The sequence below is a fragment of the Clostridium ljungdahlii genome (assembly GCF_001636845.1).
In the GTDB taxonomy this organism is placed as follows: Bacteria; Bacillota; Clostridia; order Clostridiales; family Clostridiaceae; genus Clostridium_B; species Clostridium_B ljungdahlii_A.
Genome location: NZ_LITT01000010.1, coordinates 17,351 through 43,413, shown reverse-complemented (window position 1 = coordinate 43,413; position 26,063 = coordinate 17,351). Strand labels below are relative to the sequence as shown.

The 26,063-nt window shown below is 29.7% G+C and carries 36 protein-coding genes; 27 read left to right on the top strand and 9 right to left on the bottom strand.

Features of this window, described 5'->3' with window-relative positions:
- Positions 1-62: 62 nt before the first annotated feature.
- From WY13_RS05190 to WY13_RS05180, 3 genes are all read left to right on the top strand, one after another.
- Positions 63-998 (top strand): recombinase RecT, encoded by a 936-nt coding sequence (locus WY13_RS05190; protein WP_063554649.1) that lies wholly within the window; start codon positions 63-65, stop codon positions 996-998.
- Complete coding sequence (locus WY13_RS05185; protein WP_082848395.1) at positions 998-1,723, top strand: MBL fold metallo-hydrolase; 726 nt, start codon at positions 998-1,000, stop codon at positions 1,721-1,723. Before WY13_RS05190 ends, WY13_RS05185 begins: the two co-directional genes overlap by 1 nt.
- 91 nt (positions 1,724-1,814) lie before the next feature.
- Positions 1,815-2,135, top strand: coding sequence for a type II toxin-antitoxin system Phd/YefM family antitoxin (locus WY13_RS05180; RefSeq protein WP_063554647.1), 321 nt, complete (start codon positions 1,815-1,817; stop codon positions 2,133-2,135).
- 24 nt (positions 2,136-2,159) lie between these two features.
- Here the strand turns inward: WY13_RS05180 and lexA are convergent, their stop codons facing one another.
- A complete protein-coding gene (lexA, locus tag WY13_RS05175; RefSeq protein ID WP_063554646.1) occupies positions 2,160-2,768 on the bottom strand; it encodes a transcriptional repressor LexA in 609 nt (202 codons plus the stop codon).
- A gap of 403 nt (positions 2,769-3,171) precedes the next feature.
- Here lexA and WY13_RS05170 point away from each other — a divergent pair, with 403 nt between their 5' ends.
- Entirely contained in the window at positions 3,172-3,501 is a 330-nt protein-coding gene (locus WY13_RS05170; RefSeq protein ID WP_242866335.1) for a DUF3788 family protein, read from the top strand.
- A 328-nt stretch (positions 3,502-3,829) separates the two neighbouring features.
- Here WY13_RS05170 and WY13_RS05165 read toward each other — a convergent pair whose 3' ends face one another.
- Entirely contained in the window at positions 3,830-4,045 is a 216-nt protein-coding gene (locus WY13_RS05165) for a hypothetical protein (protein WP_156498971.1), read from the bottom strand.
- Positions 4,046-4,442: 397 nt separating this feature from the next.
- On the opposite strand from WY13_RS05165, the gene WY13_RS05160 reads away from it, so the two are divergent.
- The 3 genes from WY13_RS05160 (at position 4,443) to WY13_RS05150 (ending at position 5,927) form a co-directional block, all read left to right on the top strand.
- Positions 4,443-4,988 carry a hypothetical protein gene (locus WY13_RS05160; protein ID WP_063554644.1) on the top strand — a complete coding sequence of 182 codons (546 nt, stop codon included), beginning with the start codon at positions 4,443-4,445 and terminating at the stop codon, positions 4,986-4,988.
- Between the two features lie 210 nt (positions 4,989-5,198).
- Positions 5,199-5,558 (top strand): TraM recognition domain-containing protein, encoded by a 360-nt coding sequence (locus WY13_RS05155; RefSeq protein ID WP_082848390.1) that lies wholly within the window; start codon positions 5,199-5,201, stop codon positions 5,556-5,558.
- 30 nt (positions 5,559-5,588) lie between these two features.
- A complete protein-coding gene (locus WY13_RS05150; RefSeq protein ID WP_063554642.1) occupies positions 5,589-5,927 on the top strand; it encodes a hypothetical protein in 339 nt (112 codons plus the stop codon).
- Positions 5,928-6,259: 332 nt separating this feature from the next.
- On the opposite strand, the gene WY13_RS05145 is transcribed toward WY13_RS05150, so the two are convergent.
- Entirely contained in the window at positions 6,260-7,210 is a 951-nt protein-coding gene (locus tag WY13_RS05145; RefSeq protein ID WP_063554641.1) for a hypothetical protein, read from the bottom strand.
- A gap of 400 nt (positions 7,211-7,610) precedes the next feature.
- On the opposite strand from WY13_RS05145, the gene WY13_RS05140 reads away from it, so the two are divergent.
- The 3 genes from WY13_RS05140 to WY13_RS05130 all read left to right on the top strand — a co-directional run bounded on the left by WY13_RS05140 (position 7,611) and on the right by WY13_RS05130 (position 8,950).
- Positions 7,611-8,099: a DUF5697 family protein gene (locus WY13_RS05140; protein WP_063554640.1), complete on the top strand. Its 489-nt coding sequence runs from the start codon at positions 7,611-7,613 to the stop codon at positions 8,097-8,099.
- A gap of 16 nt (positions 8,100-8,115) precedes the next feature.
- Positions 8,116-8,496, top strand: a complete 381-nt coding sequence (locus WY13_RS05135; RefSeq protein WP_063554639.1) for a hypothetical protein — start codon at positions 8,116-8,118, stop codon at positions 8,494-8,496.
- A 262-nt stretch (positions 8,497-8,758) separates the two neighbouring features.
- Complete coding sequence (locus tag WY13_RS05130; RefSeq protein ID WP_156498970.1) at positions 8,759-8,950, top strand: hypothetical protein; 192 nt, start codon at positions 8,759-8,761, stop codon at positions 8,948-8,950.
- A gap of 288 nt (positions 8,951-9,238) precedes the next feature.
- On the opposite strand, the gene WY13_RS21475 is transcribed toward WY13_RS05130, so the two are convergent.
- The 3 genes from WY13_RS21475 to WY13_RS05120 all read right to left on the bottom strand — a co-directional run bounded on the left by WY13_RS21475 (position 9,239) and on the right by WY13_RS05120 (position 10,365).
- Positions 9,239-9,448, bottom strand: a complete 210-nt coding sequence (locus tag WY13_RS21475; RefSeq protein WP_063554637.1) for a hypothetical protein — start codon at positions 9,446-9,448, stop codon at positions 9,239-9,241.
- Positions 9,423-9,566, bottom strand: a complete 144-nt coding sequence (locus WY13_RS20860; RefSeq protein ID WP_156498969.1) for a hypothetical protein — start codon at positions 9,564-9,566, stop codon at positions 9,423-9,425. The genes WY13_RS21475 and WY13_RS20860 overlap by 26 nt, the downstream gene beginning before the upstream one ends.
- A 208-nt stretch (positions 9,567-9,774) precedes the next feature.
- Positions 9,775-10,365: a TetR/AcrR family transcriptional regulator gene (locus tag WY13_RS05120; RefSeq protein WP_063554636.1), complete on the bottom strand. Its 591-nt coding sequence runs from the start codon at positions 10,363-10,365 to the stop codon at positions 9,775-9,777.
- Between the two features lie 158 nt (positions 10,366-10,523).
- Here WY13_RS05120 and WY13_RS05115 point away from each other — a divergent pair, with 158 nt between their 5' ends.
- A complete protein-coding gene (locus WY13_RS05115) occupies positions 10,524-12,521 on the top strand; it encodes an FAD-dependent oxidoreductase (protein ID WP_063554635.1) in 1,998 nt (665 codons plus the stop codon).
- Positions 12,522-12,845: 324 nt separating this feature from the next.
- Here WY13_RS05115 and WY13_RS05110 read toward each other — a convergent pair whose 3' ends face one another.
- Positions 12,846-13,205, bottom strand: coding sequence for a helix-turn-helix domain-containing protein (locus WY13_RS05110; protein ID WP_063554634.1), 360 nt, complete (start codon positions 13,203-13,205; stop codon positions 12,846-12,848).
- Positions 13,206-13,371: 166 nt separating this feature from the next.
- Here WY13_RS05110 and WY13_RS05105 point away from each other — a divergent pair, with 166 nt between their 5' ends.
- The 15 genes from WY13_RS05105 to WY13_RS05040 all read left to right on the top strand — a co-directional run bounded on the left by WY13_RS05105 (position 13,372) and on the right by WY13_RS05040 (position 22,904).
- Positions 13,372-13,563, top strand: a complete 192-nt coding sequence (locus WY13_RS05105) for a helix-turn-helix domain-containing protein (RefSeq protein ID WP_192844989.1) — start codon at positions 13,372-13,374, stop codon at positions 13,561-13,563.
- Positions 13,564-13,779: 216 nt separating this feature from the next.
- A complete protein-coding gene (locus WY13_RS05100) occupies positions 13,780-13,968 on the top strand; it encodes a Spo0E family sporulation regulatory protein-aspartic acid phosphatase (protein WP_063554632.1) in 189 nt (62 codons plus the stop codon).
- A gap of 209 nt (positions 13,969-14,177) precedes the next feature.
- Positions 14,178-15,629 (top strand): hypothetical protein, encoded by a 1,452-nt coding sequence (locus WY13_RS05095; RefSeq protein WP_063554631.1) that lies wholly within the window; start codon positions 14,178-14,180, stop codon positions 15,627-15,629.
- Between the two features lie 13 nt (positions 15,630-15,642).
- A complete protein-coding gene (locus tag WY13_RS05090; RefSeq protein ID WP_063554630.1) occupies positions 15,643-16,617 on the top strand; it encodes an ATPase, T2SS/T4P/T4SS family in 975 nt (324 codons plus the stop codon).
- Positions 16,581-16,976 carry a hypothetical protein gene (locus WY13_RS05085; RefSeq protein ID WP_156498968.1) on the top strand — a complete coding sequence of 132 codons (396 nt, stop codon included), beginning with the start codon at positions 16,581-16,583 and terminating at the stop codon, positions 16,974-16,976. Before WY13_RS05090 ends, WY13_RS05085 begins: the two co-directional genes overlap by 37 nt.
- Positions 16,960-17,637, top strand: a complete 678-nt coding sequence (locus WY13_RS05080) for a hypothetical protein (RefSeq protein WP_156498967.1) — start codon at positions 16,960-16,962, stop codon at positions 17,635-17,637. Before WY13_RS05085 ends, WY13_RS05080 begins: the two co-directional genes overlap by 17 nt.
- A 39-nt stretch (positions 17,638-17,676) precedes the next feature.
- Positions 17,677-17,916 carry a hypothetical protein gene (locus tag WY13_RS05075; RefSeq protein ID WP_156498966.1) on the top strand — a complete coding sequence of 80 codons (240 nt, stop codon included), beginning with the start codon at positions 17,677-17,679 and terminating at the stop codon, positions 17,914-17,916.
- Between the two features lie 13 nt (positions 17,917-17,929).
- Positions 17,930-18,139, top strand: coding sequence for a hypothetical protein (locus tag WY13_RS05070; RefSeq protein ID WP_063554626.1), 210 nt, complete (start codon positions 17,930-17,932; stop codon positions 18,137-18,139).
- A gap of 5 nt (positions 18,140-18,144) precedes the next feature.
- Positions 18,145-18,777, top strand: coding sequence for a hypothetical protein (locus tag WY13_RS05065; protein WP_063554625.1), 633 nt, complete (start codon positions 18,145-18,147; stop codon positions 18,775-18,777).
- Positions 18,778-18,845: 68 nt separating this feature from the next.
- A complete protein-coding gene (locus WY13_RS05060; RefSeq protein ID WP_156498965.1) occupies positions 18,846-19,019 on the top strand; it encodes a hypothetical protein in 174 nt (57 codons plus the stop codon).
- A gap of 23 nt (positions 19,020-19,042) precedes the next feature.
- Positions 19,043-19,531, top strand: a complete 489-nt coding sequence (locus tag WY13_RS05055) for a hypothetical protein (protein WP_063554623.1) — start codon at positions 19,043-19,045, stop codon at positions 19,529-19,531.
- A 14-nt stretch (positions 19,532-19,545) separates the two neighbouring features.
- Positions 19,546-20,604 carry a S1 RNA-binding domain-containing protein gene (locus WY13_RS05050; RefSeq protein WP_063554622.1) on the top strand — a complete coding sequence of 353 codons (1,059 nt, stop codon included), beginning with the start codon at positions 19,546-19,548 and terminating at the stop codon, positions 20,602-20,604.
- A gap of 52 nt (positions 20,605-20,656) precedes the next feature.
- Complete coding sequence (locus WY13_RS21690; protein WP_242866334.1) at positions 20,657-21,151, top strand: hypothetical protein; 495 nt, start codon at positions 20,657-20,659, stop codon at positions 21,149-21,151.
- A gap of 16 nt (positions 21,152-21,167) precedes the next feature.
- Positions 21,168-22,097, top strand: a complete 930-nt coding sequence (locus WY13_RS21685; RefSeq protein WP_242866333.1) for an ATPase, T2SS/T4P/T4SS family — start codon at positions 21,168-21,170, stop codon at positions 22,095-22,097.
- A 111-nt stretch (positions 22,098-22,208) separates the two neighbouring features.
- Positions 22,209-22,904 (top strand): hypothetical protein, encoded by a 696-nt coding sequence (locus tag WY13_RS05040; RefSeq protein ID WP_063554621.1) that lies wholly within the window; start codon positions 22,209-22,211, stop codon positions 22,902-22,904.
- Positions 22,905-23,030: 126 nt separating this feature from the next.
- Here WY13_RS05040 and WY13_RS05035 read toward each other — a convergent pair whose 3' ends face one another.
- Both WY13_RS05035 and WY13_RS05030 read right to left on the bottom strand, forming a co-directional pair.
- Positions 23,031-23,960 carry a phosphotransferase gene (locus WY13_RS05035; protein ID WP_063554620.1) on the bottom strand — a complete coding sequence of 310 codons (930 nt, stop codon included), beginning with the start codon at positions 23,958-23,960 and terminating at the stop codon, positions 23,031-23,033.
- A gap of 429 nt (positions 23,961-24,389) precedes the next feature.
- Positions 24,390-24,908, bottom strand: a complete 519-nt coding sequence (locus tag WY13_RS05030; RefSeq protein ID WP_063554619.1) for a methyltransferase family protein — start codon at positions 24,906-24,908, stop codon at positions 24,390-24,392.
- A 631-nt stretch (positions 24,909-25,539) separates the two neighbouring features.
- Between WY13_RS05030 and WY13_RS05025 the strand changes: the two genes are divergently transcribed.
- Positions 25,540-26,001: a single-stranded DNA-binding protein gene (locus tag WY13_RS05025; protein ID WP_063554618.1), complete on the top strand. Its 462-nt coding sequence runs from the start codon at positions 25,540-25,542 to the stop codon at positions 25,999-26,001.
- Positions 26,002-26,063 lie beyond the last annotated feature (62 nt).

Genomic DNA, 26,063 nt, shown 5'->3' with positions numbered 1-26,063 from the left:
TCTTTTAGGCAGTTTTTTTATATAAAAAAGATAAACGGGAGAATGAGAATGAGTAAAACAATATTTTTAGAAAGGCTAAGGAAGAAGCTTTAAAACAGGTAACAGCAAAGATTAATGAATTAAGAAAGAGCAGTGATATAGTTTTTCCTAAAAGTTACTCAGTTGCAAATGCAATTAACAGTGTATGGTTATTACTTCAAGAGGTTAAGGATAAATCAGGAGCTCCTGCATTAGAAATATGTACTAAGAATTCGATTGTAGGTTCACTATATGATATGTGCCTGCAGGGATTAACACCTGCAAAGAAGCAGTGCTATTTTGTAGTATATGGAAAACAGCTCCAGCTTATGAGAAGTTATATGGGAACTGTAGCAGTAACTAAAAGATTAAATGGTATTAAGGATGTAAAAGCCTATTGCATATATGAGGGTGATGAATTTGAAGAGACATATAATTTAGATACAGCAACCCTAAGTATTAGCAAATTTAATCCTAAATTTGAAAATATAGATATCAATAAGATCAAAGGGGCATTTGCAGTAATAATTGGAGAAAATGACCCTATTCACACTGAAATAATGAACATAAACCAGATAAAGAAAGCATGGGGGCAAGGTATTGCCTATAAAACAGGAAAAAGCACTGCCCATAATAATTTTACTGATGAAATGGCTAAGAAAACAGTAATAAACAGGGCTTGCAAAATGTATGCAAATACTTCAGATGACAGTGATCTTTTAATTGAAGCTTTCAATAATACTGACAAAGTTCATGAGGATAAAGATATGGTTGATAATGTTGAATATGAGGTTAAAGAAGAAATAAAAGACAATGCTAATAAAAAGGAAATAGACGTTGAGGTACCTGAAAATCAGGATCAGAACAGTAAAGATAAATCTAAAAGCATAATTGATGTTAAGCCTAAAGATGTACAGTCAGATGAAGACAGTAATGAAGATAGCTTAGAACAGATTGAAATGGAAGGACCGGGATTTTGATGAAACTTAAAGTGCTAGGGAGTGGATCAGCAGGAAACTGCTATCTACTCCAGAACGAAAATGAAACTTTAATGTTGGAATGTGGATTATCTTACAGGACTATTTTAAAAGGCTTGAATTTCAACGTTAGTGATGTAGCAGCATGTTTAATAACACATGAACATAGGGATCACTGTAAGGCTATAAAAGATATAATAAAGGCAGGTATAGATATTTATACTGGAAAAGGAACAATTGATTTTTATGGTATGTCAGGATATAGGGTTCACAGTATTAGAAGTGAAGAGCAATTTGCAGTAGGAGATTTTACTGTAATGCCTTTTAAAACCGATCATGATGCAGTGGAACCTTTAGGATTTCTAATATACCACAATGAAATCGGAAGACTTCTATTTATAACTGATAGTTATTACTGCAGATATAAATTTTCAGGAATAACTCACATTATGATTGAATGTAATTATGATGTCAATGTTTTAAACAAGAATATAGAGAACGGTACTATACCGTATAAGCTAAGAAATAGAATTATAAAGTCTCACTTTAGCCTGGAAAATGTTAAAGAATTCCTAAGTGAAACAGATCTAAGTGAAGTTAGGGAGATTACCTTATTGCATTTAAGTGGTGATAACAGCGACGAAAAAATGTTTATAGAAGAGATTGAAAAATTAACTGGTAAGCCTGTATATGCAGCAGATGAAGGTTTAGAGTTAGAACTTTTATAGTCCAGCCAATATATTTTGATTTAAACATATAGACAAATATTACGTAATATATTATATTTAATTTAAAATAGGCTGTAAGGAAGGAATAAAAATGGGAGATGTTATGGACACTAGGCTTAAAATAACAAAAGAGCAAATTGTAAAATCTTCTATAGTTTCTAAAAGTCTGGGGCAATATAGAAAAAAAGCTAAAGAGAACCCAATATATATATCAGACAATGGCAATATTGATACAGTAATTTTATCATATGACCAATTTGAAAAAATGTATGAAAGACTTATGGAACTAGAACAGAAGGAAGAAGAGAGAATTTTAAATGATAGAATTAGGCAAGTTGAAGAACATCCAGAGTTGTCTGCTAAGTGGAAGGATATAAGACGCAATGTGTTAAAAAAGTATATTTTTATGTAGTTTCTGATAGGAAGGTCCCATTTTTCAGTAACATCTATATACTCCTACTAATTTCCCAACGATAGTGCAATTAGATACGATTATTGATTTCATTGTGGCGTTTTCAGGTTGAAGTTTTATATAATTTTTACTTTTAAACAATCTTTCTAAAATAACTTTATTTTTAAGTATGACAGCTGCTATTTCTCCACTTTCAACGTAATTTGTTTTTTCAAGTATGACCATATCGCCAGTTAGGACTCCTATATTTATCATGCTTTCCCCATGGGATTTAATGATGAAAAGCTGGTTTTTGTTTTTTGTGTAGCTTATTGGAAGAGGGAATGTACCTATTATATTATTTGATGAAAAAATAGAATTACCTATAACTATGTTATTCATAATAGGAACATTTATCAGTAATTTTTTATCTAAGGAATTTTTTGTAATTCTTATAGTCCTAGGTTTAGCTGGATCTTTTTTTATAAGGGTAGCGTTTTCTAAAATTTTTAAATCTCTCTGTACACTAGATGTAGAACTTAATCCTACAGCTTTACATATTTCTCTTATGGATGGAGAATATCCTTTTTGTTTAATATACAATTTTATAAAGTTATAAATCTTTAATTGATTAGACCCCTTTCTGTTTAACATAAACGCACCCCTTTGGTCAATGGCTTTATAGTATTTAATATTATTTTAACAAACATATGTTCGTTAAAATAATATAATTCATTGGTTCTAGTTAACTAAATTAGGTATGAAATATTTTAAGAAATGTTATATTTTTTGATTGATAGCAAGCCTCTATAATAATGTGTTGCATAATAGAATAAATGCACAGTTGTAAGTTATTATGACATACAGTTGTCATATTTAATATGTTACTATAATGTATAGATAGAAATTTATAAGTTAATAATATGAAATATTTAAATTATTTGATTATAGAAATGACTTTAGAAAATAATGTAATTTGGGTAAAATAGAATATAATGATATCTTGTTGAAATTGAATTTATGAACTATGAATACTTGTAACAAAGGAGTGCTAATTATGTATACGAGTACAGTTGAAAGGTTTATGGATAAGAATGTAATTCCTACGTCTTTAGAAATAGGTGATCTTTTAGGGAAAGAATCTTATAACAGACTATCAAAGCTTGAAACATTTTTACATGATAGTTATGATTTAATTCGTGAATTAAAATTTCCATTTGGCAACAACTATGGGTGGGGGTATAAATATAGCCATAAAAATAAATTATTGTGTTATGTATTTTTTGAAAGAGGTTCATTTACAGTCACAATAACAATAGGCAAAAATGAATTAAAAAAGCTATATAAAGAGTTGGATAAAATGATTCCTAAAACAAAAAAACTATGAGAAAATCGTTATCCATGTGGTAATGGGGGTTGGATACATTACAGGGTAGAAAATGATAATGAACTGATGGATGTCCAAAAACTTGTGTGTATTAAGAAAAAACCTAAGCAAAGGTAATATGTGTGTAGGGTGTAATAATTAATTGCCATAGTTTTACTACCTTGCCCTTGGTGACATGTTCGCTGGTATTACCCCTTCCAGGTGACTTTTTATGAAATAACGCACTATCACTACATGAAATTGTAATAGTAGTTAGCTGAAGTTTTTATTATGAGCTACGTCGAGACAATTTTGTCATATAGCATAGCTTCAATAATAGCAGTAATTTTTAGTTTGCATAGCTGATTTTTTGTGTAATGTTTATGTTTAAAGAACTAATGCTTATTTCTGTTGGGGTAAATTGAGATAAATTATAAATACCCGATACTTGTTCAAATTTTGCAATATCATTAGCTATATGATTGAATCCATCTGCACCGAATTTCTCTTCTTCTATATTCTCAAAAATTTCTCCAAGTTCATTGAACTCTTCCGATGTCACCAACCCATGAAATGCCGGAAATATAACTGTATCTTCACGAGCAGAATGAGGATCATACATGGTCTATATAATAAAGACAATAAGTGAATTAAATTAAGGCTAATTTTGTAATAGCAGGTGTTTTTTAATGATAATGTATAGGGTATGTTACCAGTTAATCTTTGTGCAGTATTATGTTGATTTAGGAGTGTGCTTATTAGCATACTATACTCAGGATTTTGCTAAAACTTCTTATAAATACTCATTGATTTAGTATATGTTTCTAAATATGTGTATTGGTGAATATAGAAACGGGCTAAATTTAACTATTGAAATACTAGATATATAAATTTGAACAATTTAAAGCAAATATCATATATTAGTAACAATATAGAAATTATGTGTAGAAGGAGAAGTTACTTTGAATATTTCATTATTAAATTTACTTAGGAGTGGAGGATATATATTATATGCTAAGCATGGGGAAGCGACAGTTGGAGAGGACCAGCCTAATTTGAATTTTTATTACTGTAATACCCAAAGAAATCTTTCCGAAGCGGGAAGAAGACAAGCGATTTATTATGGACAACTATTTCGCATTCTGGGGATTCCTGTTAGTTACCCTATTCTGACCAGCCCCTTTTGCAGAGCCATAGAAACGGGTCGATTAGCTTTTGGAAGAGCCAATATACAAATTGATCCATTTCTTTTTCAAATCTATAGGTTAAGTGGAAATTTGCTCACTGCAGAACAGAAAAGAATATTAGATTATTTTCAATTACAATTAGAAGCCATCCCTCCTCAAGGAAGCAATAAGGTTATTATTTCCCACAGCTTTCCACAGGGAATCGGTTTGGGTCAAATTACAGATATGGGGACAGTAATTATAAAGCCATTGGGACGAGGTAAAGGGTATGAAATCATCACTAAGCTGTCTCTGAAAGATTTGGCTAATTTACCCAGGTAATTTAAAAAGTGTATAAGCAAAAGAGTTCACTAAACCAAGTATATTTTATAGGTTATTTTGAAATGATTGATAAAGAATAATACCTATACTTATTGCATAGCCGCCCTTTTTTTATGAATTGAAAGTTATCAGCTAGTTATGAACAAGATATTCACAAATTATCAATAATAGGAGATTAAATTGGAGTAATACTGGCAACAATGATATGTACTGAAAAATAATGGGTGTCTGGAGATTTTGGGTAACTGTGACAGTCAGCTTTTTTTGGGGGCATCAGATGATATGACAGCAAAGCAGGTTTCTGATCACATGGGAATTTCTACAGTAGAAACTCATTCTGAAAACAGGAAAGCAGGAATTCAAGGACTTACAGACTTTGGCTCAAAAAATACATCTTCGAGTAAGAGAAATTTATTGAATCCTGATGAACTTCTCAAGCTTGATAAAAGGAAAGCTGTACTCATGCAAAGGGGATACCAACCGCTTATGCTGTATAAAATGGATTATTCAGAACATGAGATGGCGGGAGCATTAAAAAGCATGGGTGTTAGAAATTATAAATTGCCGTAGGCTGAAAAGTATTATCCGGCTGAAGAAGAAATGATTGAGAAGGCAAGAAGGGAAGCTCAAAAACGTAAATTAGAAGTTAATAAAAAAATGACAAGTTTTGAAATCTTCAAGAAAAAAGTACTTTTTCTTATAAGTAAAATTTTAAAAGTTGTAGAGGCAAAAATAAATTCTAACTCAGGAAACAGTAATGAAGATATTAACAAAAGCAATTACCAGGAAAGTGAAAAATCTACAGATGATGAATTGGAAAATGCTGAAATTAAAAAGGATGATATTGACTGTAAATGTGAAAATGTCCAGGGTAAAGGTGATAGAAAAAATATAAATATTCCTAAAATGAGAAGACTCAAATTAAACTTAATAAAGTAAATGAGTATAGTAATTTATCAGAAAATGAAATAAAAAAAGAGATACGTAAGTTAGAAAAGTTAAAAGATAAAAAAGCCAGAGAAAATGGTACCCAATTAAATTTTTTGGACAATTGTGATGCTGTTAAAAGCAGCAGTTCCAAACAAAATAACGACAATTCTATAGGGGAAGATAACGGATCATTTTGGTAAATATGGTTTCGTAATGGTTTGATGGAATAGATTTGGAATATGAACGAAAAATATCGTATATTGATTCTGGATAATACGATATTTTTAATGTAAGGTAATATTATTTTTGTAGTTTATGTAGAGACAATTTATGTGTATAAACTAATTGAGATTACCTTTGATATGCAAATTATATATTTGCTCAAGCTTACAACCCATATCATAGTATTTTTCACTATTTAATGGAATGCTGGGGTAAAGATTATTAAATAAACACCTGACTTCTTGAAATATCTTTTTTGACTTATTCGATTCTGCTAAAAGTGTTTCTTCTTTTTGTTTTGATACATCTGCAAAAGCACTGATTGTAGCTGTTGAATAAAACAGGTCCTTAATCATAAACTTTAAACTTGAATCTAAACTATCATTATATTTGAGGCCATCATTATATTTGAGTTCAAATTGTATACTTTCCAAAATATGTTCTGTATTATCAACAGATTCAACAGAATTAAATGATTTAAATAGTTCAGCATTTTTTCTATAGGCACAGTATTCATCAAATATATTCCATGCGAGTTTAGTCCATGGTTTTTGTGAATAACGTATAGATTTATATTCCTGAATTCCTACATAGTTAATAATATCTATATTGTTTCGAGCATGAAATAACTCATGAGCTAAAACATCGGCAGACTCTTCACATTGTTTTACAGTAAATTCATTAACACCTCCGCCACTTCCAATACCTAGTTTAATTGATGCAATAGATATTATTATTTCTACTTTGCTAACTTTAATGTTTATTTCTGTCTTACCATCACAATCAAGTGAGTTCATTATTTTTATTTTTTTTACATAGTTCTCTCCCATTATTGCTTTATAAATTGTGCTCCCTTTTTGAAAATATTCATCTTTGTGGGTAAAAGATATAGGAAAATCAGCTTGTTTGTTATCTATAAAAAAACTTATTAGTTGCTCAAATATAGGACTATCTGTAAATTTTGTTAAATGGTTACTATAATATTGTAAATCTTCTTTCTTCTTGTTAGCGCTTTTCTGAAAGGACTTGGTTACAATATGGTTGTTTATTAATTTTTTTAGATTTGTCATAATTATTCCCCCAAATTTGTTTAATTATCCTATGGTAAGCTCTATCTTATTTACAAATTATAGCTTAAGTATATCATAATATTTTCTAAATATCGCATTATCTAATAATGTTGTTTTTTTTATATTTGAAGCAAACTTTATTTTAAGTTAACAGTAAACGAACTCTAAAAAATCTCAAATTCTAATAAAATTATAACCCAAATTTTGAGCCAATAAAAAAATAATTTTATAAACAAGTTTATTTTTTCAAATTTTCGTTATCATGTAAATGTAGGGTAAAGAGAACAGCTTATCTTAAATATATATCATATCAATTTTAAGCATGTCCTTATATCTTTATAGGGGCTTTGCCTTATGTGAAGCCCTCCCTCCTAAAGTATTAATAAATAGGAGTGATAGTGTGTTTTATTTATCAAAAGGGCAAAAACAAATAGTGGATCTATTAAAGCAATTTGTACATCTTACTATTTCTCAAATTAGAGATATAACAGGGATGAATAATATAGATAAATTAATAGAACCTCTTACATATAAAATAATGCCTTATTTAAAAAGAGAAGGTGACCTTCTCATTCACCCATCAGTTAAGAAAATTAATAAGGATTTACTTAGGGCATTGGATGCCTATAGTTATATACATAAAATGTTTAATATAAACTGGTGTGGTATATCACAGTTTCCCTATATTTTGTCTTTTATAGAGGGAAATAAATTCTTTGATATTTCACTAATAAAAGAAGGACAGGAATCTATATTTATTCCAGCTATAGAAAGAAGTACATCTACGAGGATAATAATTGTTATTGACAGTGAAGAGCAAATAACAAAGATAAATATAAAAGGTAAGCAATATAAATTTTTTATTGATAAAAGTAAGAAATTAATATAGAAGGTGGGGGCCACAAGTGAAAAAACATACTAAAGTTGTAACTTCAATTTTAAAAAATTATTATAAAGATCTTGCAATAATAGCTTTATTTGAGAGACAAATAGAAGTATTGGATTATGGACTTAATAAAGATAGAGTTGTTACAGATGCTGAAAAGGATAAAACATTAAAAAAGATAGCTTCCATTAAAAAGAAAATAGAAGTTTTAAAGTTCAATAACTGCCAAATAGATTTGATAGTAGGAAGCATAAGAAAAAGCAATGAAAAGGACTGTGAAATTTTAGATCTTAAGTTTAAAAAGGGACTTCTAAACAGTAAAATAAGCCTTATGCTTAGTTACAATGAAAGTACAATTTGGCAGAAAGAAAATGATTTATATGAATACATATATCAGTGATTGGATGATGAATCTATAGAGGATGCCAAAAAAGAATCCAATAATAAGGCCAATAATATATAAGAAATATATAAGAAAGTTTAATGCAGAATTAAATTATAATAGCTTTAGAAAAAGCAGAGAGGAGGGTAATAAATATGAATTATGGATTTAAAAATTTAAATGCCAGCTATGAGGCAAAAAAGAAGAAAGTAGCAACATTAAGGAGACAAAATATAAAAAAGTTCTATGGATAATACACTGTTAAAAGCCGCCAAGTGTGGTGATAAAAAAAGTGCAAGGGGCAACTGCAGCTAAAGTAAATGAAGAAAATGTAGCTGTAACCAAGGTTTCTAGAACAAAGTCGAAATCAGATTTTGATTTAGCTGCATCACTTGTAGAATCGCTTCCCCAAAGCAGTTCAAAAACAAATCTTGAGAAGATTCTTAGCATTATTTCTAAATATATAAAATGACATAATATAAAGAAGGTTATACATGGTAATAAAAATACACTATGTATAGCCTTCTTTGCTTGTAGAAGCCTAATTAAATTTGTATATAGTATTTTTACAATAACTTATTTGATTACAAAATAAGAACGTTGTATCCTAAATTTATAAAAATAGATAAAAGTAAAATATTACCTAGTAGATATTTATTGAACAATTAGGTATATTACCAGTAATAATTTCTAAAAAAAGACTGCCAATTTGTGGCGTGAAAAATTCTTCGTTCGATGATACTATTTCATCTAAGCTCCACTATTTATTACCTTTTAGAGTCCTTGCTTCATTGAGTGTCATGTTTCCAAAGGAAATATCTAAATTATTCATCTTAATAAGATAGTACCTTTTGTAACTAATAAAATCTCCTTTTCTACCGTTAAAGACTACTTTTTTAGTCCATATCCAAGGTCCTATCAAATTTAATACTAATCCTGTTTCTTCAAATAATTCTCTTTTTAACTCCACCACCGGGAGTTACCCATAAAACCTTTTTGCTTTGAATTTCAGGAAATACAAATTTAAATAATAATATTCTATTTTGACTATTAATTAATACCCCTCTTGCTGATTTTCGTATAAACATATAATACCTCACATATGATTATCAATTTTAGTTCATTATATAAGAAAATTACGAACTTGACCAATAAATGTTTCTCATCACCTCATAATTGATAGTTTACAACACATCCATTTTCCTTATAGAATCTCCACATAGTCGAAGCTATATGGTAAGGTACACAAATATCGTTTTTTATGTCTATATTCTCATGCAATTAACCTAACCATCATTAAGGACTTGAAATTTTTTTATATATTAAATCAAAATATTTTTTTGATGCTTCTACCAGGTCATAGTTTCCTCCTGTTGAACTCCAGTTTACAGCTAGGCCTAAAAATGCAGATGCAAAACAATATGATAAATCTTCAGCAGGAGTATCGGCATCAATCTCCCCTGTTTCTTGTGCTTTACGCGTATATTCAATAACCATTTGTCGCAATCTTTTCATATTTGGGTCAAAATTATTTAACCTAACGCTGAACATATGATTTTGCTGTTCCATATCAATTTTAATTAAATTTTTTAATATATCTGCATTCAAATTTGCAATACCGTTTATATAAATTCGCTTCACTTTCCAACATTTATCAAGCCATGTTGTCTCATTATCTATATCCTTTAAAGCATTATCTATATTTTCATCAACTAAAGAAAAATAATCTAAAAGTAGAGTTTTCTTTGAATCATAATGATAATAAAATGTCCTCTTTGTAATATTGCAAATTTCACATATTTCATTAATAGTTACATTATTAAACCCATTTTTCTTAAAAAGTTCAATAGCTTTATCCAAAATTGTATGTTTTATATTTTCTATCACATTTATCCCTCCGATGAATATATGCCATTATATCATACTTATTAAAATATATAAATTTATTTTTGTGAAAATATTGACACATGGCATACCGCGGTATACAATTAAGGTATACCGCGGTAACAAAATTCTTCTTAACTTATAAGAGAGAGGGGCTTTTTATGAAAGGTAAAATTGATGCATTATTTCAGCCTATGAAAATAGGTACAATGGAAGTAAAAAACAGAATAGCAATGGCTCCAATGGGTTCACATGCAAAAAATGATGACGGAAGTTTTAATCAAAAGGGTGTGGATTTTTATGTTACACGCGCTAAAGGCGGTGTAGGATTAATTGTAACAACAGGCATATCATGTCAGGATAAACTCGATGTAACGCATGGTACATTGGCAACAGCAGGTAATGCTTATGTGGAAGCTTCCAAAAAGCTTACCGACGAAGTGCATAAGTATGGTGCTAAAATTATAATTCAAATAGCAAACGGTGCTGGCAGAAATCGTAAAGATGGTTTCTTTATGGACAATGACCCTATTTCTTCATCTGAAAATCCAAATGTTTGGCATCCTGAAATAATGCATCGCGCATTAACAACTGAAGAAGTTCAATTTCTTATACAATCTTATGCTAATGGTGCCTATGTTGCAAAACAGGCAGGCTTTGACGGGGTAGAAGTTCATGCACTTCATGAAGGATACTTAATGGATCAATTTTCTATGGAATGTACTAATCGTCGTACAGACCAATATGGCGGAAGCTTAGAGAACAGGCTTCGCTATGCTACAGAAACAGTACAAGCAATAAAGGAGAAATGCGGAAATGATTTTCCTGTTTTGATAAGATATAGTGTTAAAAGCTATATGAAAGGATTGGGTATTGATAAAGGTGCCCTTCCTGGAGAAAAGTTTGAAGAATTTGGTCGTGATTTAGAAGAGAGTGCTAAAATAGCAAAAATTCTTCAGGATGCTGGTTATGATGCTTTAGATGCAGACAATGGCACATATGAAGCATGGTATTTCGCACACCCGCCAGTATATATGCCAAAAGCATGTAACTTGGCAGATGCTCAATATATAAAGCAATTTGTTGATATTCCTGTTATATGTGCAGGTAAAATGGATGACCCTGAAATATCAGCCGAAGCTGTTGCCAGCGGAAGTATAGATGCTATTTCTGTTGGACGAGCACTACTTGCTGACCCTGAATGGCCAAATAAAATACAAACTGAAAACTTTGATGATATCAGGCCTTGCATAGGATGTCATGCAGGATGTTTGGAGAGATTTTTCTCTGGAAAGTATACTTCATGTGCAATTAATCCACAAGTTGGCATGGAAAGAGAATATGAAATTAAACCTGCTGATGTTAAAAAGAATATTATGGTTATCGGTGGCGGTATAAGCGGTATGGAAGCTGCAAGAGTTAGTGCACTTAGAGGGCATAAAGTAGATTTATATGAACGCACAAACAGTCTTGGCGGTGTTTTCATTCCTGCTTCTTCTATGAGTTTTAAAGAAGAGGATAAAAAGCTAATAAAGTGGTATGAGAAACAACTTAAAGATACTGGTGTAACAGTTCATATGAACACAGAAGTAAATGAAAACATTATAAAAGCTTCTAAACCAGATTCTATTTTTGTAGCAACTGGTTCCACTGCAAGAAAGCTAAACGTAGATGGAGCAAGTTCAGAAAAAGTTATAACCGCAGTGGAAGCATTATTGGAGACAAAACCAATCGGTGATAAAGTGGTTGTTATAGGCGGAGGACTTACTGGTGTTGAAATCGGGTATAGCCTAACAAAAGATAAAGGAAAACAAGTCGAAATACTTGAAATGCTTCCTGACATTTTACAAGTACAGGGCTTAAATGCTGCCAATAAAACGATGCTTCAAAATCTTGTATTATCTCATAACATTGGTGTTCATACCAATGCAAAGGTTACTGCAATCACATCGAAAGGTGTACAGTTTGAGGAAAACGGCAACACTGTTGAATTAGATGCCGACACAATTATTACAAGTATTGGATACATCAGCGATAAATCTTTATATGAATCAATAAAAGATTGTGGTGCAGATGTGCATTTAATTGGAGATGCATCAAAGGTATCTAATCTAATGGGAGCTATTTGGGATGCATATGAAGTTGCCATGGCAATTTAAAAAATAAAATATATGTAATATAGAACAGTTTAAAAAATCCTCCTATGTTAATGTAAAATAAGACTTAACATAGGAGGATTTTTAACTACATTATTTTTAGCTTCAGCTCATTCTTTTGTTTCAACAACTGTCTTAACTTAAGTTTGATAAAAGTTCATACCTTAAATCAAATAATGGTAATTTTGATTGTATGTAATTTATAAAACTTGATAAAGCATAGGATAATATTCCTATTATCTATCAAACGACAATCAACCATTTAATTCGCAATAAATTACTTTTATGCATTAAATTATATTTTAGTAAACATATAGTATATAAATTTCACTGATGGTTGCTATCCCTAATAACTTTCTTAGCCTTTAAATAGAATAGAAGTTCTTTTTTATCTTCTATACTCCAATCTTTAAAGTCCTGAAGCAGATTAATTATATGAATAAAATCTGCATCATCAATGGTGCTAGAGAATATGCTATCCTTTGAATCTTCTATGAAATAAGAAATTGGGGTTTCAAGGGCAGTAGCAATAAGCTTTAAATTTTCAAAGGAAGGATTACTTCTCCCATTTTCAATATCACTTAAAAAGGATATAGATATTCTACCATTAATTTTAGTAGATAATTGTTTTAATGAAAGTCCAGTTGCTTTTCTAATTTTTCTTAATTTAGTTCCTATCATACTCATAATGTAAGCCTCTTTTATTCCGTAAATAACGTAATAATTAGAGTATAAACAAAATCAGAAAGAATGTAAAATAACAAGAAAAAATTACAATCATTACGTAAATAACATAATAATTACTTGAATTAATACGCTAAAATCGTATAATGATATTATGGAGGTGGAAAATTTGGACAATATAGGTAAAAAGGTTAAAGAAGAAAGATTAAAAAAAAGGTTAAAACAATATGAGTTAGCAAAGAAAGCAGGTATTTCTAATACATATCTTTCAGATGTTGAGGTTGGAAGAACAAATCCTTCGATAAAAACATTGGACAAACTATCGAAAATTTTAGAAGTGGATATTAGAAAATTTCTCTAATGTTAAATAATTAATATTTGAGGTGATGAAAAATGATAATGATTTATAGTATAAAATAACTGATATTAATAATAGAATTAAAGATGTATAAATAATACATAGTATATTTTTATTTCCTTTATACTAATATATTCTCAAAATTATCCACCATTTTTTATGTCAAAGATAAATAACAAGTAATGCAGATATTAACAAGATGTTAGGGGACGATATATTTTGAATGAAGTAAAAAATAGATTGACAATTAAAGAAAAGATAGAAAATTTAAGAGAAAAACTTAATAATGATATCATCAAAAATATAGAGTGCAAAGATATTGAAAGAAATAAAGATATATTGGCTGCAAGTGAAGAACTTGATAATGTTATAGTTGACTATATTAAGAATTTTAATCAAGAAATTTGAAGTATTTTATTCGAAATTTATAGAAAAACATAATTCTATTTCATAAAATCAGAGAGGTTCCTATTTTTAATGGGAATCTTTCTAATTTTATACTGCAAGAAATATCAAATTTTAAAGCAATTATAAATAAGAAATTATCACAATTTATGATTTTCATATTCACTTATACTGAGTGTGTACTAAATTTTTAAAGAAAGGAGACTGAACCTTTGATACTAATAGCAACGGGAATAAATGATTTTGACGAGCAGATAAAAGAGGCAATTGACAGGGAACACATTGATGATACAAAAATTATAGGGTATAGAGAATACCTTATAGGTGACAATGTTAATTCAAACATTGTAATTTTATCTAAAAGGCTTCCAGGTGATATACCAGAAAAACAGTTGATATTTGAATTGAAAAAAGGGGATAAAGCTCAAAAAATTATTTATCTTACTAACCAGGAGGATATAGAAGGTGTAGCAGCGTGCTTTGATTTTGCAGTATATGATTTCTTATTTGATCCAGTTACTGTAGATGATATAGTGGACTGCATAAAAAACCAGCGTACTTTTACGGATGTAAGCCCTGTTTATTTAAACTTTCAAGAAAAGGTAGCTTTATATCCTAAGGAAGTTCTAAAAAAACCTATTGTTAATGTTAAAAAAGAAGTAAAGAGTTATGCAAAGAAACCTGTAAAAGTGAAAGAGAAAATAAAAGAGGTCGAGAAGATAAAATTAGTTGAGAAAAAAGTAATAGAAACAAGGCTGTATAAGCAGAATGTAGTATCCTTTTATTCCAGTGATAATAATATTTTAGCAAGTCTCATCCTTGCCAATTCAGCAGCAGCCTTTAGTAAAAAATCAGAAAACAGAATACTTGTCATAGACGATAATGCAGTACCATGCTTGGATCATTTATTTGGAATAGGTAAAGAAATTTTAGTAAAAGACAATTTTAATACAAATTCAATAGATACAGGTCTTTCGGCATGTTATACATCTATAGAAAATTTTACTTTTACATCAGAATTATTAAAAAAATTCGTCATACCTGTTAAGCACAGTAAAATAGATGTTTTAACTGGAATTTATGATGAAAGTATTCTAAAACAAATGGAATCTAAGCATTATAAGGGCATTATTGATACAGCTAGAAAGATATATGATGTAGTTCTTATAGCAGTTAATCCTTTTAAAGCGGCTGCAGGAACTATTTTCTCATTATTGAACAGCGATAAAATAATAACTGTTGTAGAGTCAAATTATCTTTCAGCTAGAAGTACGATAAATGCATTAAAAACTTTTGAAAGTACAGGAATTTATAAAGATAAGTTTGGAATAGTGGCTGCTGCAGCTAATGGAGCATTGGATATAGGAGTTATGGAGAAGATTTTTGAAGATTATAAAATAATATCCCAGGTGCCGCTTAATAAAAATTACAATAGCTCTATAAATGCTAAGAAAATTTTAATTAATTCGCTGTACTGTTCAAAATCTGATAAAAAAGCTTATGGTAAAATAGTTTCTTTTATGGGCCTGTCAAATTCAATTGTAGTTAAAAGCCAGCATCAGACAGGAAAAGAAAACTGCAAAAATAATAATGGAAGCCATAAAAAAGTATTTAACATACATTTAAATTTGCCGTTTATAGAAAAGTTAAAAAATTTAAAGTAAGGGGGAATGTATTTTGCCATTGACAGTAGATTTAGATGATATTAACTATTCTCATCATGTTATGGATGTATCTCAAAAGAAAAACTTAAATGAAATTATAGATGATATAGTAGACTATCTTGTTAAAAATTGTGAACTTATGATAAACGATATAGAAAAAAATAAGAAGCCTGTAACATTAATAAATGATGAAATTTTAAAATATATAAAAACAAATAAAATTTCAGTAGTATCAGAAAATAAATTAAATACTCTAATAACTTCTATAAATAATTACATCTGGGGATATGGCCCAATTCAGCCATTTGTCAATAATAAAGATATTTCGGATATTTATATCTTTAATAAGAATTGCGTAGCCATAAAAAAATATGGGAAATTAGAGCTTACAGATGTAAAGTTTCCAACAGACAAATCACTTCTGAATTTTTGCTATAACCTTGCAATAAAAAATGGAGGAAGCCTTTCTGATATAAATGCAAAACAAATCTTATCTGATTCAAAAACACAGAAGGATGCCATACTTAGAATAGATATAGTCATAGATCCTATTACGTATACAGGTTCACAGGTTGAGATAGGGAGGCTTCCAAAAAAGAAAAAGACATTTGAGGATCTTATAAAGGACGGCATGTTAAATGCTGAAATACAAAAATATTTGATAACTGCAGTTAGGGCAGGATTGAATATAGTATGGACTGGCCGAGGTGGTAGTGGTAAAACTACTTTAATTAATTCATGTCTTGACTATGTACCTCCCGATGATGTACAGCTAATTATGCAGGAATCTGAAGAGCTATTTACTTCACATAAAGCTACATATCTTCAAAAAGTAAAGAAAAAACTAGGTGAGAGTGATATAGAATATACCCTTAAGGATTTAACTATAAATGCACTTATTATGAGTCTTGATAGAATGGTAATAGGAGAAATTAAGGACGAAGAGAGGCTATGGAATTTTTCAATGCTGTTTATAGTGGACATATAGGGAGGACTAGTGTTCATTCGCCGTCATCAGAAGAGTGCATGAATAAGATTGTACATCTTATGAAGTATTCTAAGACGGATCTTCCAAGAGAAGATTTATTGCAGATGCTTACGGAGATAGACTTAATTATATATATGGAGGATTACAAGTGCTTTGAATTAACTGAGGTGGCAGGGTGGAATGAAAATAAAAAGAAACCTATATTTAATCCAGTTTTTAAATATAATACTTTTAAGAATCCAGATGGAAGTTATAAGGGTGAATTTTTAAAAGTAGGCAGCAGTTGTGAAAAGGTAATGAAGAAAGTAGAAAAGGCCATTATTTCAGGGAGACTGAAAGGAGATGGTGATTTTGTATAACTGGCTCATAATTATATTTGAAATTGTAACGATGCTGATTTTATATAATCTTATATATATGGCAATTTCATATATAAGGGATTTACGGTTTAAGAAAAAGGTAGATAATGGCCTAAATAAACTTAATATTAAAGAATTCAAGGAAGACATTCAATATGTATCCAAAAAGAAGAAACCCAAGTATATTGAAAATTTATCTCTTTTAATACAGCAGTCTGCTTTAAATCTTAAGTATAAATTTATAACTCCAACTTTTATAATAGGCATGTCTTGTATCATATCAGTAGTATTTTTCATATTGTCTCAAAAGTTTATAAAGATATTGGTACCTTCAATTTTTATAGCATTAATAGGATATAAGGTGCCGTCTGTGTTATTAAACATTTTGGTAGGAATAAATTCAAATAAGATAACAAAACGACTTATAGATTTTATAAATCTGCTTAAAAATTTCTGTATGGTAAGAAATGATATCTGTTATGCTATTTCTTCAATGGGAGATTATATGAAGGAGCCACTTAATAGTATTTGTAAAAGTTTCAAGTATGAAGTTAAACATGGAATTCCCCCATATACTGCCCTTGAGAATATAAAATACAAGGTTGACAGTAATCAGTATAGTCTTCTCGTAAAAAATTTGCAGATATGCTCAAAACATTGAAATGAGTACCTTGAAGTATTAAAGAAATCAGAAAAGTTGATGATGGGATTTGCTAAAGAGCAGAATCTAAGAAAAAAGGAAATAAGTAGAGGTGTATTTGGTATATCTGCTTTAGTAGGAATGTCAATTGTTATAGTTTTAATGCTTATTTATATGAATCCGGGATTATTTCAAGAACTTCAAGTTTCAGTAATAGGACAAGTTATTGTTTCAATTAATGTTTTTGCATACTTAGTAGGGATACTTGTAATAGAAAAACTAGCTAGGTTTGATTTTTAGGGGGTGTGGCATATTGCTTTTTATATTAAAAATAGTTTTCTTGGCAGCTCTATTTTTTATAATATACTTTGCAGTTGGTTATTTATACTTTAGAGGCAATAAGAGTATATCAGAGGCTAAAGGTGAACATAGAAAAAAATATTCTGCTTTTCAAGGTTTGAAATCAGGAATTGAAAAAAACGATAAGGTAAAAAACATTGTTGAAAAAAAGATAAAAATTTAAAAAAGATGGGTAACCCTTTAAAAATAAATGGATTTACTTATTACCTCTATAAAGTTGTAATTCTCATATTATTTACAATACTGTTTTTAACATCAGATGTAAGCTTTTCTTTAGTAACTGCATTATTAATTGCAGTTTTCCTTCCTGATTTTATGATTAAGTCCCTATATAAAAAAGAAAAATTTGAAATACTTAGCGATCTTCCAAATATAAATGATGTTCTCAATATACAATCAGGAGCTGCAGGCATGGATTTAGGAAGTGCCCTTGTGGAAGTATTTGATGTAGCAAGATGTAAAAGGCTAAAGGATAAACTTATAGAACTTTCAATTGAAATATCACTTACAAAAAATATACCAGATGCGTTGGATAAATTTGCTGAGAATTTTGATATACCGGAAGTGGATAGTTTTGTACTGGCATTAAAACAAGCTGTTACAACAGGACGTTCTAAGGAACTCCTTGACAGCCAAAGTGAGCTTTTAAAAGATGCTGCAATTTCTAGAATATCCGTTAGGACCAAGGAAATAAGCATGTGGATTGGTGTTGTAGGTGGATTTATATTTATAGGGCTTACAAGTCTTATACTTTACAGCTTTGGAATACAAATATTCTCAAGCTTTAAAGATATATTCTAATAAAAAATAATTCTATAAAAAGAGGAGGAAGTAGAAACATGTTAAAAAAATTATCGGCAGTGATGCTAATGAAAAAGAAGAAAGGAGATATAAGACACTTACTTGGAGTTGTTGCTCTTACTGTTATTATGATTGCTATAGTACTTGCAGTAAAAGGATTAAAATGGGCCGACCTTGTAACATTAATAGACGAGTTTGTTACTGGACCATTATGGAGACATATTACTGATCCATTTAATTAAATTTTATGAAAGGGGCAAGTTAGATGCTAAAGAAAATATTCCCCAAAAAGAAAAAGGGAGTTACAGAGACTATGCTTGGCTCCTTAATAGCTATTTTTGTAGTTCTTGTAGTGACCTTCACAGCTGTAGTTGATCTTCAAACTTTCTATATTAATTTGCAGCTTCATCAAGTAGATCGGCAGGCATCCCTCCGTATGGAAACAGACGGGGGGTTAACTGAAGATACTAAGCAATATATTATTGATTCTTTAAGTAAAATGAAAGGGTTTGATGCCAGCAGGTTAAAAATTAAAGCTTCAAATACAGCAGATAATCATTCACCAAATCCAACAGATGATAAAAACTATGCTAATTATGGAGAACCTATAAGCCTAGCTCTGACTTATAATTATACTCCTACAAAACATCATTTGATTGGATGGACGCAGGTAACTACTGAAAAGGGAAATGTTATACCTATAACTGTGCACTGGGATACAACAAGTAAAGGAATAAGAACTGTAACTCATTAAGGGGGCTGAAGAAGATGATGAAAATTAATAAGAAAAAGGGATCTATACAATTAGCCCCTTTAATTTTAATAATTTTTATGCTTGTAGGGATACTTTGCTTGTTTTTGTATGAAAATGTTATAGCAAATGACAAATATTCAAGATTTAGAAACCAGCTTGAAGCTTCAAACCTTGCTGTTATTAGAAGTATTAATCAGAAGGAACTTACGAGAGACGGCATCGTAATCTTTAAAGAAACAGATGTAATTCCAGCTTTTGATACTTTTAAAGAATATTTAATCAAAAACTACAATCTTAATTCAGAACTTAAAAGTTTACCTAAGAATACTTCAGTTATAGGTAAGGTTTCTATAAAAGATTTGAGGCTATACAGTGTCAAAGGAGATTTTAAGGTACTTGTTCCTGCCAGTGAGATGAATATTAACCGTAAGGAGCAAAGTGAAATTTATAACATAATGAAAACTATGATAGGAGCTTCTGTAGATTTTATAGTTGTTGAATTGGATGCAGAAAAAAATATTGCCGTTGGATCGAGAAAAAAAGCTATGGCTTTAAGATCTAAATTAGAGTTGCCTAAGCATAATGAGAAAGATAAAATTCCAGTTAGGATTGTAGGTATAGGACGTACAACAGCTTATGTCGAAGCTTATGGAATGGAGGTTAGAATACCGAAAGAGGAAATAGACTGGGGTTATATTGGAGATTTAAGAAATGTAATTCAGATGGGAGATATAAAAACTGCTTTAATTCAGGAAATTGATTTAGAAAAAGGTGTATTGAAGCTTTCAATAAAAAGAGCTGCAGGAGATCCTTATTTTGAAAATATTAAGAAGGTGTCAAAAAATAGCTGCTATGAAGCTGTAGTTACAGGAGTTGAACCCTTTGGTATATTTTTTGAACTCAAACATTTAAAACATGTAAGTGCCTTATGTCCATATCCTCATTGGGAAGGTTTTAATCAAGGGTTAGGTGATATATGTGTAATAAAATTAAAGAGAATTTTACAATCGGAAGATCCTAAATTGAGGCGTATAGATGCTAACCTTGTAAGGCTTATAAGAAAAGTAAGGTAATTAGTGGGCAGTTAAATGGCTGCCCTATAAATATATGGAAGGGGGAATCTACTTGGCACTTTATAAAATAGACACTCTTGATAGACTGCTAAGGTTTATAGGAGATCTGGTAGATGATAATCGTGCTAATATCAAGAATTTAAACTCTTTGAAGGAATTAGCTGAATTTGGAGATATTAATAGTAAAAAGAGTTTGAAGATTATTATTATAAATTATATAAATGAATCGATAGATACAAAAAATATAGACTCTTTAATAGAACAGTACCATGTAAGTTATTTTGAAAAAATATATACAGGTAGCAATAAAGAATTTGACAGTGTTATAAATAGTTTGTGTATTTGTAAGGATGATAGCCTTGATACAAAAATAGAGCTTTTAGCACAGATAATATTTCAAGAATTGTATGGTTTGTCAGTAATAGATCCATACAGTTATAATGATATAGAAGGACTTAATGATATAGATGTGAATACTAAGGATTTTATAAGTTTCCAGATAAAAGGCAAAAAAGCAGCGGGTTCAAAAGCTTTTTTTTCAAGATGAAGTTTCTTATGAGAATATGATAAAAAGAAGTGTATCATTTTCAAAATTAGATAATTTTCATCCACTTGACCCCAACAATCCAGAGGTTTTATGTGAGAGGATTTGTGGTGCTAGGGTAACGGCTGTAATGCCCCCTTACAGCAGGTATTATTCACTTGACTTAAGGTATACGGGAGCTGATTTCTTTTCAAAAAATACTTTAATAGAATCTAAAACTTCAAATTTATATATGGAAGAGTTCATGGATATAATTATGAAAGGCCGGCCCAACATTTTTGTATTGGGAGGGCAGGGAACTGGTAAAACCACATATCTTTTTAGAATCATATCTTCTATTCCTGAGAATGTCTCAATTTTAACCATAGAATCTACTATGGAATTAAACATACTTAAATATTTTCCTGATAAAGACGTTAAGAATTTAAAATTCTTTAAACTAAAATCTCCAGAGGATTGTTTTAAAACGGGTATTAGAATGAACCGTGATATTATCATAGATGGTGAAGTTAGAACTCCAGAAGAAGCATATATAACCTTAGAGGCAATGACCAGGCAAAATAGGGGAAGTATGGGAAGTTTCCATACGTCATCCAATGAAGATTTCATGTATGATTATAAAAATATGCTTATACGTGGAGGAATATATAAGAACGAAGAATCTGCACTATATGATATAGCTAGAGCTGTTAATCTTTTAATATTCCTTTCAATAAACAGACATACAGGGAGAAGATATATAAAGAAAGTTTCAGAGGTAATATTTAAGCCAGAAAAGTATCACAAGCCATATGAACTAAGCACACTCTTTCAATACGACAGAAAATGTGATGAATTACTTTCTATAAATCGAATATCTGACAGCTTTTTAGATAGAGCTTTAGATTATGAATTTACACAAGATAATTTAGACCAGCTTAATAACCTTTATGAAAAAATGAAAATTTAAAAATAATCAAATTTATTTACATTTAGGAAATTAAATATAATATTCAGTTTTCTAATTTTTCAATTCTAAATTGTACTTTAAAATAAGCCTTTTAAAAGGGGGATTGCCATTTTGAAAAACAAGCTATTCTTGATTGCCCTATTCAGTTTAGTTAAAATTATAAATTTGCTGCTGGTTACTATAGATAACTATGGAGTATTTATAATTATTATGTCTTTGATCTTATATAAGTTTTCCATATCTTTTTATATATTTTTTATAACTGTCGTTATAATGATTACATTAAAATTTTCAAATCCTATAAATAATGCTTTATGCATTGACAAAGTTAGTCATTCTATAAATATGAATACTGCTATAAATATTAAAGAGGTAAAAAATCATAATAGCATATATGTTTTAAATAAAATTGTAGACGAATTTATAAATGGATTTGAGGTGGCAGCTCTTGATCCTAGAAAGTTTAAAATAAAAGAGGGAGAAGTTTACAAATTTAGGACTCATGGAGCTATATATGTTTTGTTTGAAAAAAAGGTAATTAGGTCACATAATAAAATTATTAATTATGATATAAACTCTGCAGAAGAGGCTGTAAGAAAAGTTATGGAAGATACTAAATTAAAGTTACTTAGTCATGAGAAATTAAATTTTAGTGATAAAGTTACATTCCTAATTGAGCGCATGTTGGTTCAGACATCTTTTTTTGAAATGTTAAGCTTTCTTAGGCATATAGATTTTGAAGATATACAGGTTCATAGATTTGAGGCCGTATTTAAGAATAAAAAAGTGCATATAAAATCAGTGTAAAAAACGTAGAACATAGGAATAAACAAAAAAGACGCATTAATGTTTGGATACGTCTTTTAAAAAACTTATGTAATAAATTATTATGCCAATATGTTCTATAAGTTGGAATTTCACAATACTAATATATCATCCTTCTAATTGTATATTTGCTGGTATAAAGAATGTATTACACCATCTATTCATTGCTTCCACAAATTTTTCGCTTTTATATACCTTGTTATGATGGATAACAATATATAAAATAATTGATAAAGCAGTAAATGCTTTAATATAGGAATTATTTATTTTACGATTGCCAATTGATTCATATCCAGCTACAAGAGAGGGAATATACTCATCTTTATGAAGACTGCAGATAATCTGACCTAACTCCATTTCAGGAATACCATAACCTGATAATGAAAAATCAATTGGTGAAAGATTACCCTTATTATATATTATGTTAGATTTACTTAAATCATCATGTATTAATATAAAGTTCCGTTTTTCCTCTGCCAGAATCTGTTTTATATGACTTAGAACTTTCTCTATTAGTTCGTATGACCGTTCTCCTATATGTTTCACTTCATATGCTTTTCTTATCTCATTTGAAACTCTAGATATATATACTGCATCATAGCAACATCTTTTTACAGAAGACATTTGAGCTGTGGCATTGTGAAGTTTCCCAATCATTTGTCCTATTTGATATATGAGTCCTTCTGTAATAGTGGTATTTACCAAATTATGGCCATCCAACCACGATAGAACAGTTACTAAATCACCACTTTCTAAACGTGTCACGTATTCATCTGCTAAATTTCTGATTGGATATTGTGTTTTTATACTGTCAATATAATGTAATTTCTTTAAAAGTTCAATTTCGCTTTCAATGAATACTTGCCTTGGAGTATCTCCATAGCTTATTGAGAAATCTAACTTTTCTACTGACTTATGTATTCTCAGCAAGTATTTTCTATTTCTATCTGATATTTCATATGTCATATTTTCATTATGTCTAATAAAAACTGTTTCAGGATGCGCAAAATTGTAGTTTTTAAGTGCTTCTTCAAGCATAGTGATTTTCCTCCTCATATCGGTAAAGTTATATTGATTACAAAAAGTATTTGTTGAACTTCCTATTATGATAATAACAGTAAGTTATGGTTTTCTTGCAAGTTGTAGATTTATTGTATCGTATATAGCAATAATACCACCATTATCATTAATAGATATTCTTTTATTTCATCAAATAATTTCATTCTTTATGTTTCCTTAATAGTAATGTGGTCTGAATAGGTACCTAATAATAATGTATATCATCGAAGGAGACCAGGTAGCAAAACACAGAAACTATACTCTAAAGGGGGTAATACTAGAGAACGTGTTACCAGGGGCAAAGTATCAAAACTATGGTAATTAACATAAATAAAAGGCACATCAACGGTTGATACGTTAGATAAGAAAAATGTGAATTATGGGTCAAATAAAATTTTATTATACCTATCAAATATAACGCCTTACTCTATTCATATATTTTAAATATTCTTCTCCAAATTCCTTAATACACCATCTTTCTTCTGAAAGAATAATCCAATGCGCTGATATTTGAAAACATATTAATAGCACAAGCAATATCCATGATTGAGTTAGAAATACACATCCTAAGAAATAAATAAAATATGCAATGTACATAGGATTTCGGGACACTCGATATAACCCATTTAAATTTATTCCGCTCATTTTAGGCTTAGCATAATTTATTATAGATACCCCATATAAAATAATCCCTAAACTATAGATTATTAGACCTATATAAAACCACTCAGAGCCTGCCCTGATTTTAAGTAATAACAAATATAGTAAAATAAGGGTAGTTGAAATTTGATAAACCCAATATGCTACTTTTTCTCTTCCGATTACTGGAGCAAATAAACCCGCACGTTTAAGTGCTTTTTTGTTTACTATACTTAAAAGTCCATACCTAATAAGTATAATTGGAATTACTGTCAAAACTGCGTTCATTTTATTCCACCTTCTATATCTTTAATTTATAACTACTTTCTACCATTACATGTGGTCATCCGATAATACTCATATTAATTTAACCTTTTTATGTTTAATAATTGTGACGTAATAAATTACTTTTGTGAATTAACTTACAAGTAAATTATATCATTTTGTACAACATCTTGATATTATTACTACTCTTGAATAGTAGAATAATACATATTTTTTATTATAAGACATCTACAATAAACCCTTTCTTTAAAACTGCAATATTGATTGTCTCCTATAATTATGTAATCCATAACACTTTTCTACAATTTTAAGATTGTTTCTGATAATCCACTATTTTCAGAAAAGGCTATATCAAGAAAGATCTTATCAATGCTATATTGTCCTTTATTAATATGTATGGCTACTCTAACTAAATGATCTAATTGGATATCCACTTACAAAAATATATGTTTTAATACATATCGAGGGGGCTATATGACTTTCATTTGTTTCATGTTTTTTTATAGCTAAATCTTTTTATTTGAAAATACCGCATATTAAAAGTGAAAAGAAAATTAGTTAATGCCTTTAAAAGGTAACATTTAGTTTTGACCTTATGGTTAACAAATTTTAAATTAAAAAGGTGGAATGTATTATGAAAATTGAAAACTTTGGAGAAAAAATAGGTGGAGCGAAAAAAGATCTCTGGAAAGAAAGAAATTTTTTGATTTCTGATCTAGATTGCTTATCTGATAGGGAAGCTTTTAAGTTTTGCGTTAAAGATAAGATATGGAAAAGACCAGATTATAAAGTGTTATGTAATGGTAAGCCTAAATTGGTAGTTTCCTGTATAAAAAAGTTAAGGGATGCTTTACCTGCTAGGGTAAAACCTACATCTAATGAAGATAAAAATAAATTCAATAGAAAGTTATTTGTTGAATTGTGGGGAAAAATTGCTGAAGCAGCTGGAAAAAATATAGGTAAAGGAAAGCTTATAGCAGTTAGTGGGAGAATCCAGACCAGAAATTATGAAGAAAAGGATGGTACAAAGAGATATGTTACAGAGGTTATAGGAGAAGAAACTAAATATTTATGGTCTAAGTTAGAAAATATATAAACTTGTTTAAAGAATAGCCTTTTTGTGTGGCAAACAAATAATCAATTATAGGGGGAGTACCA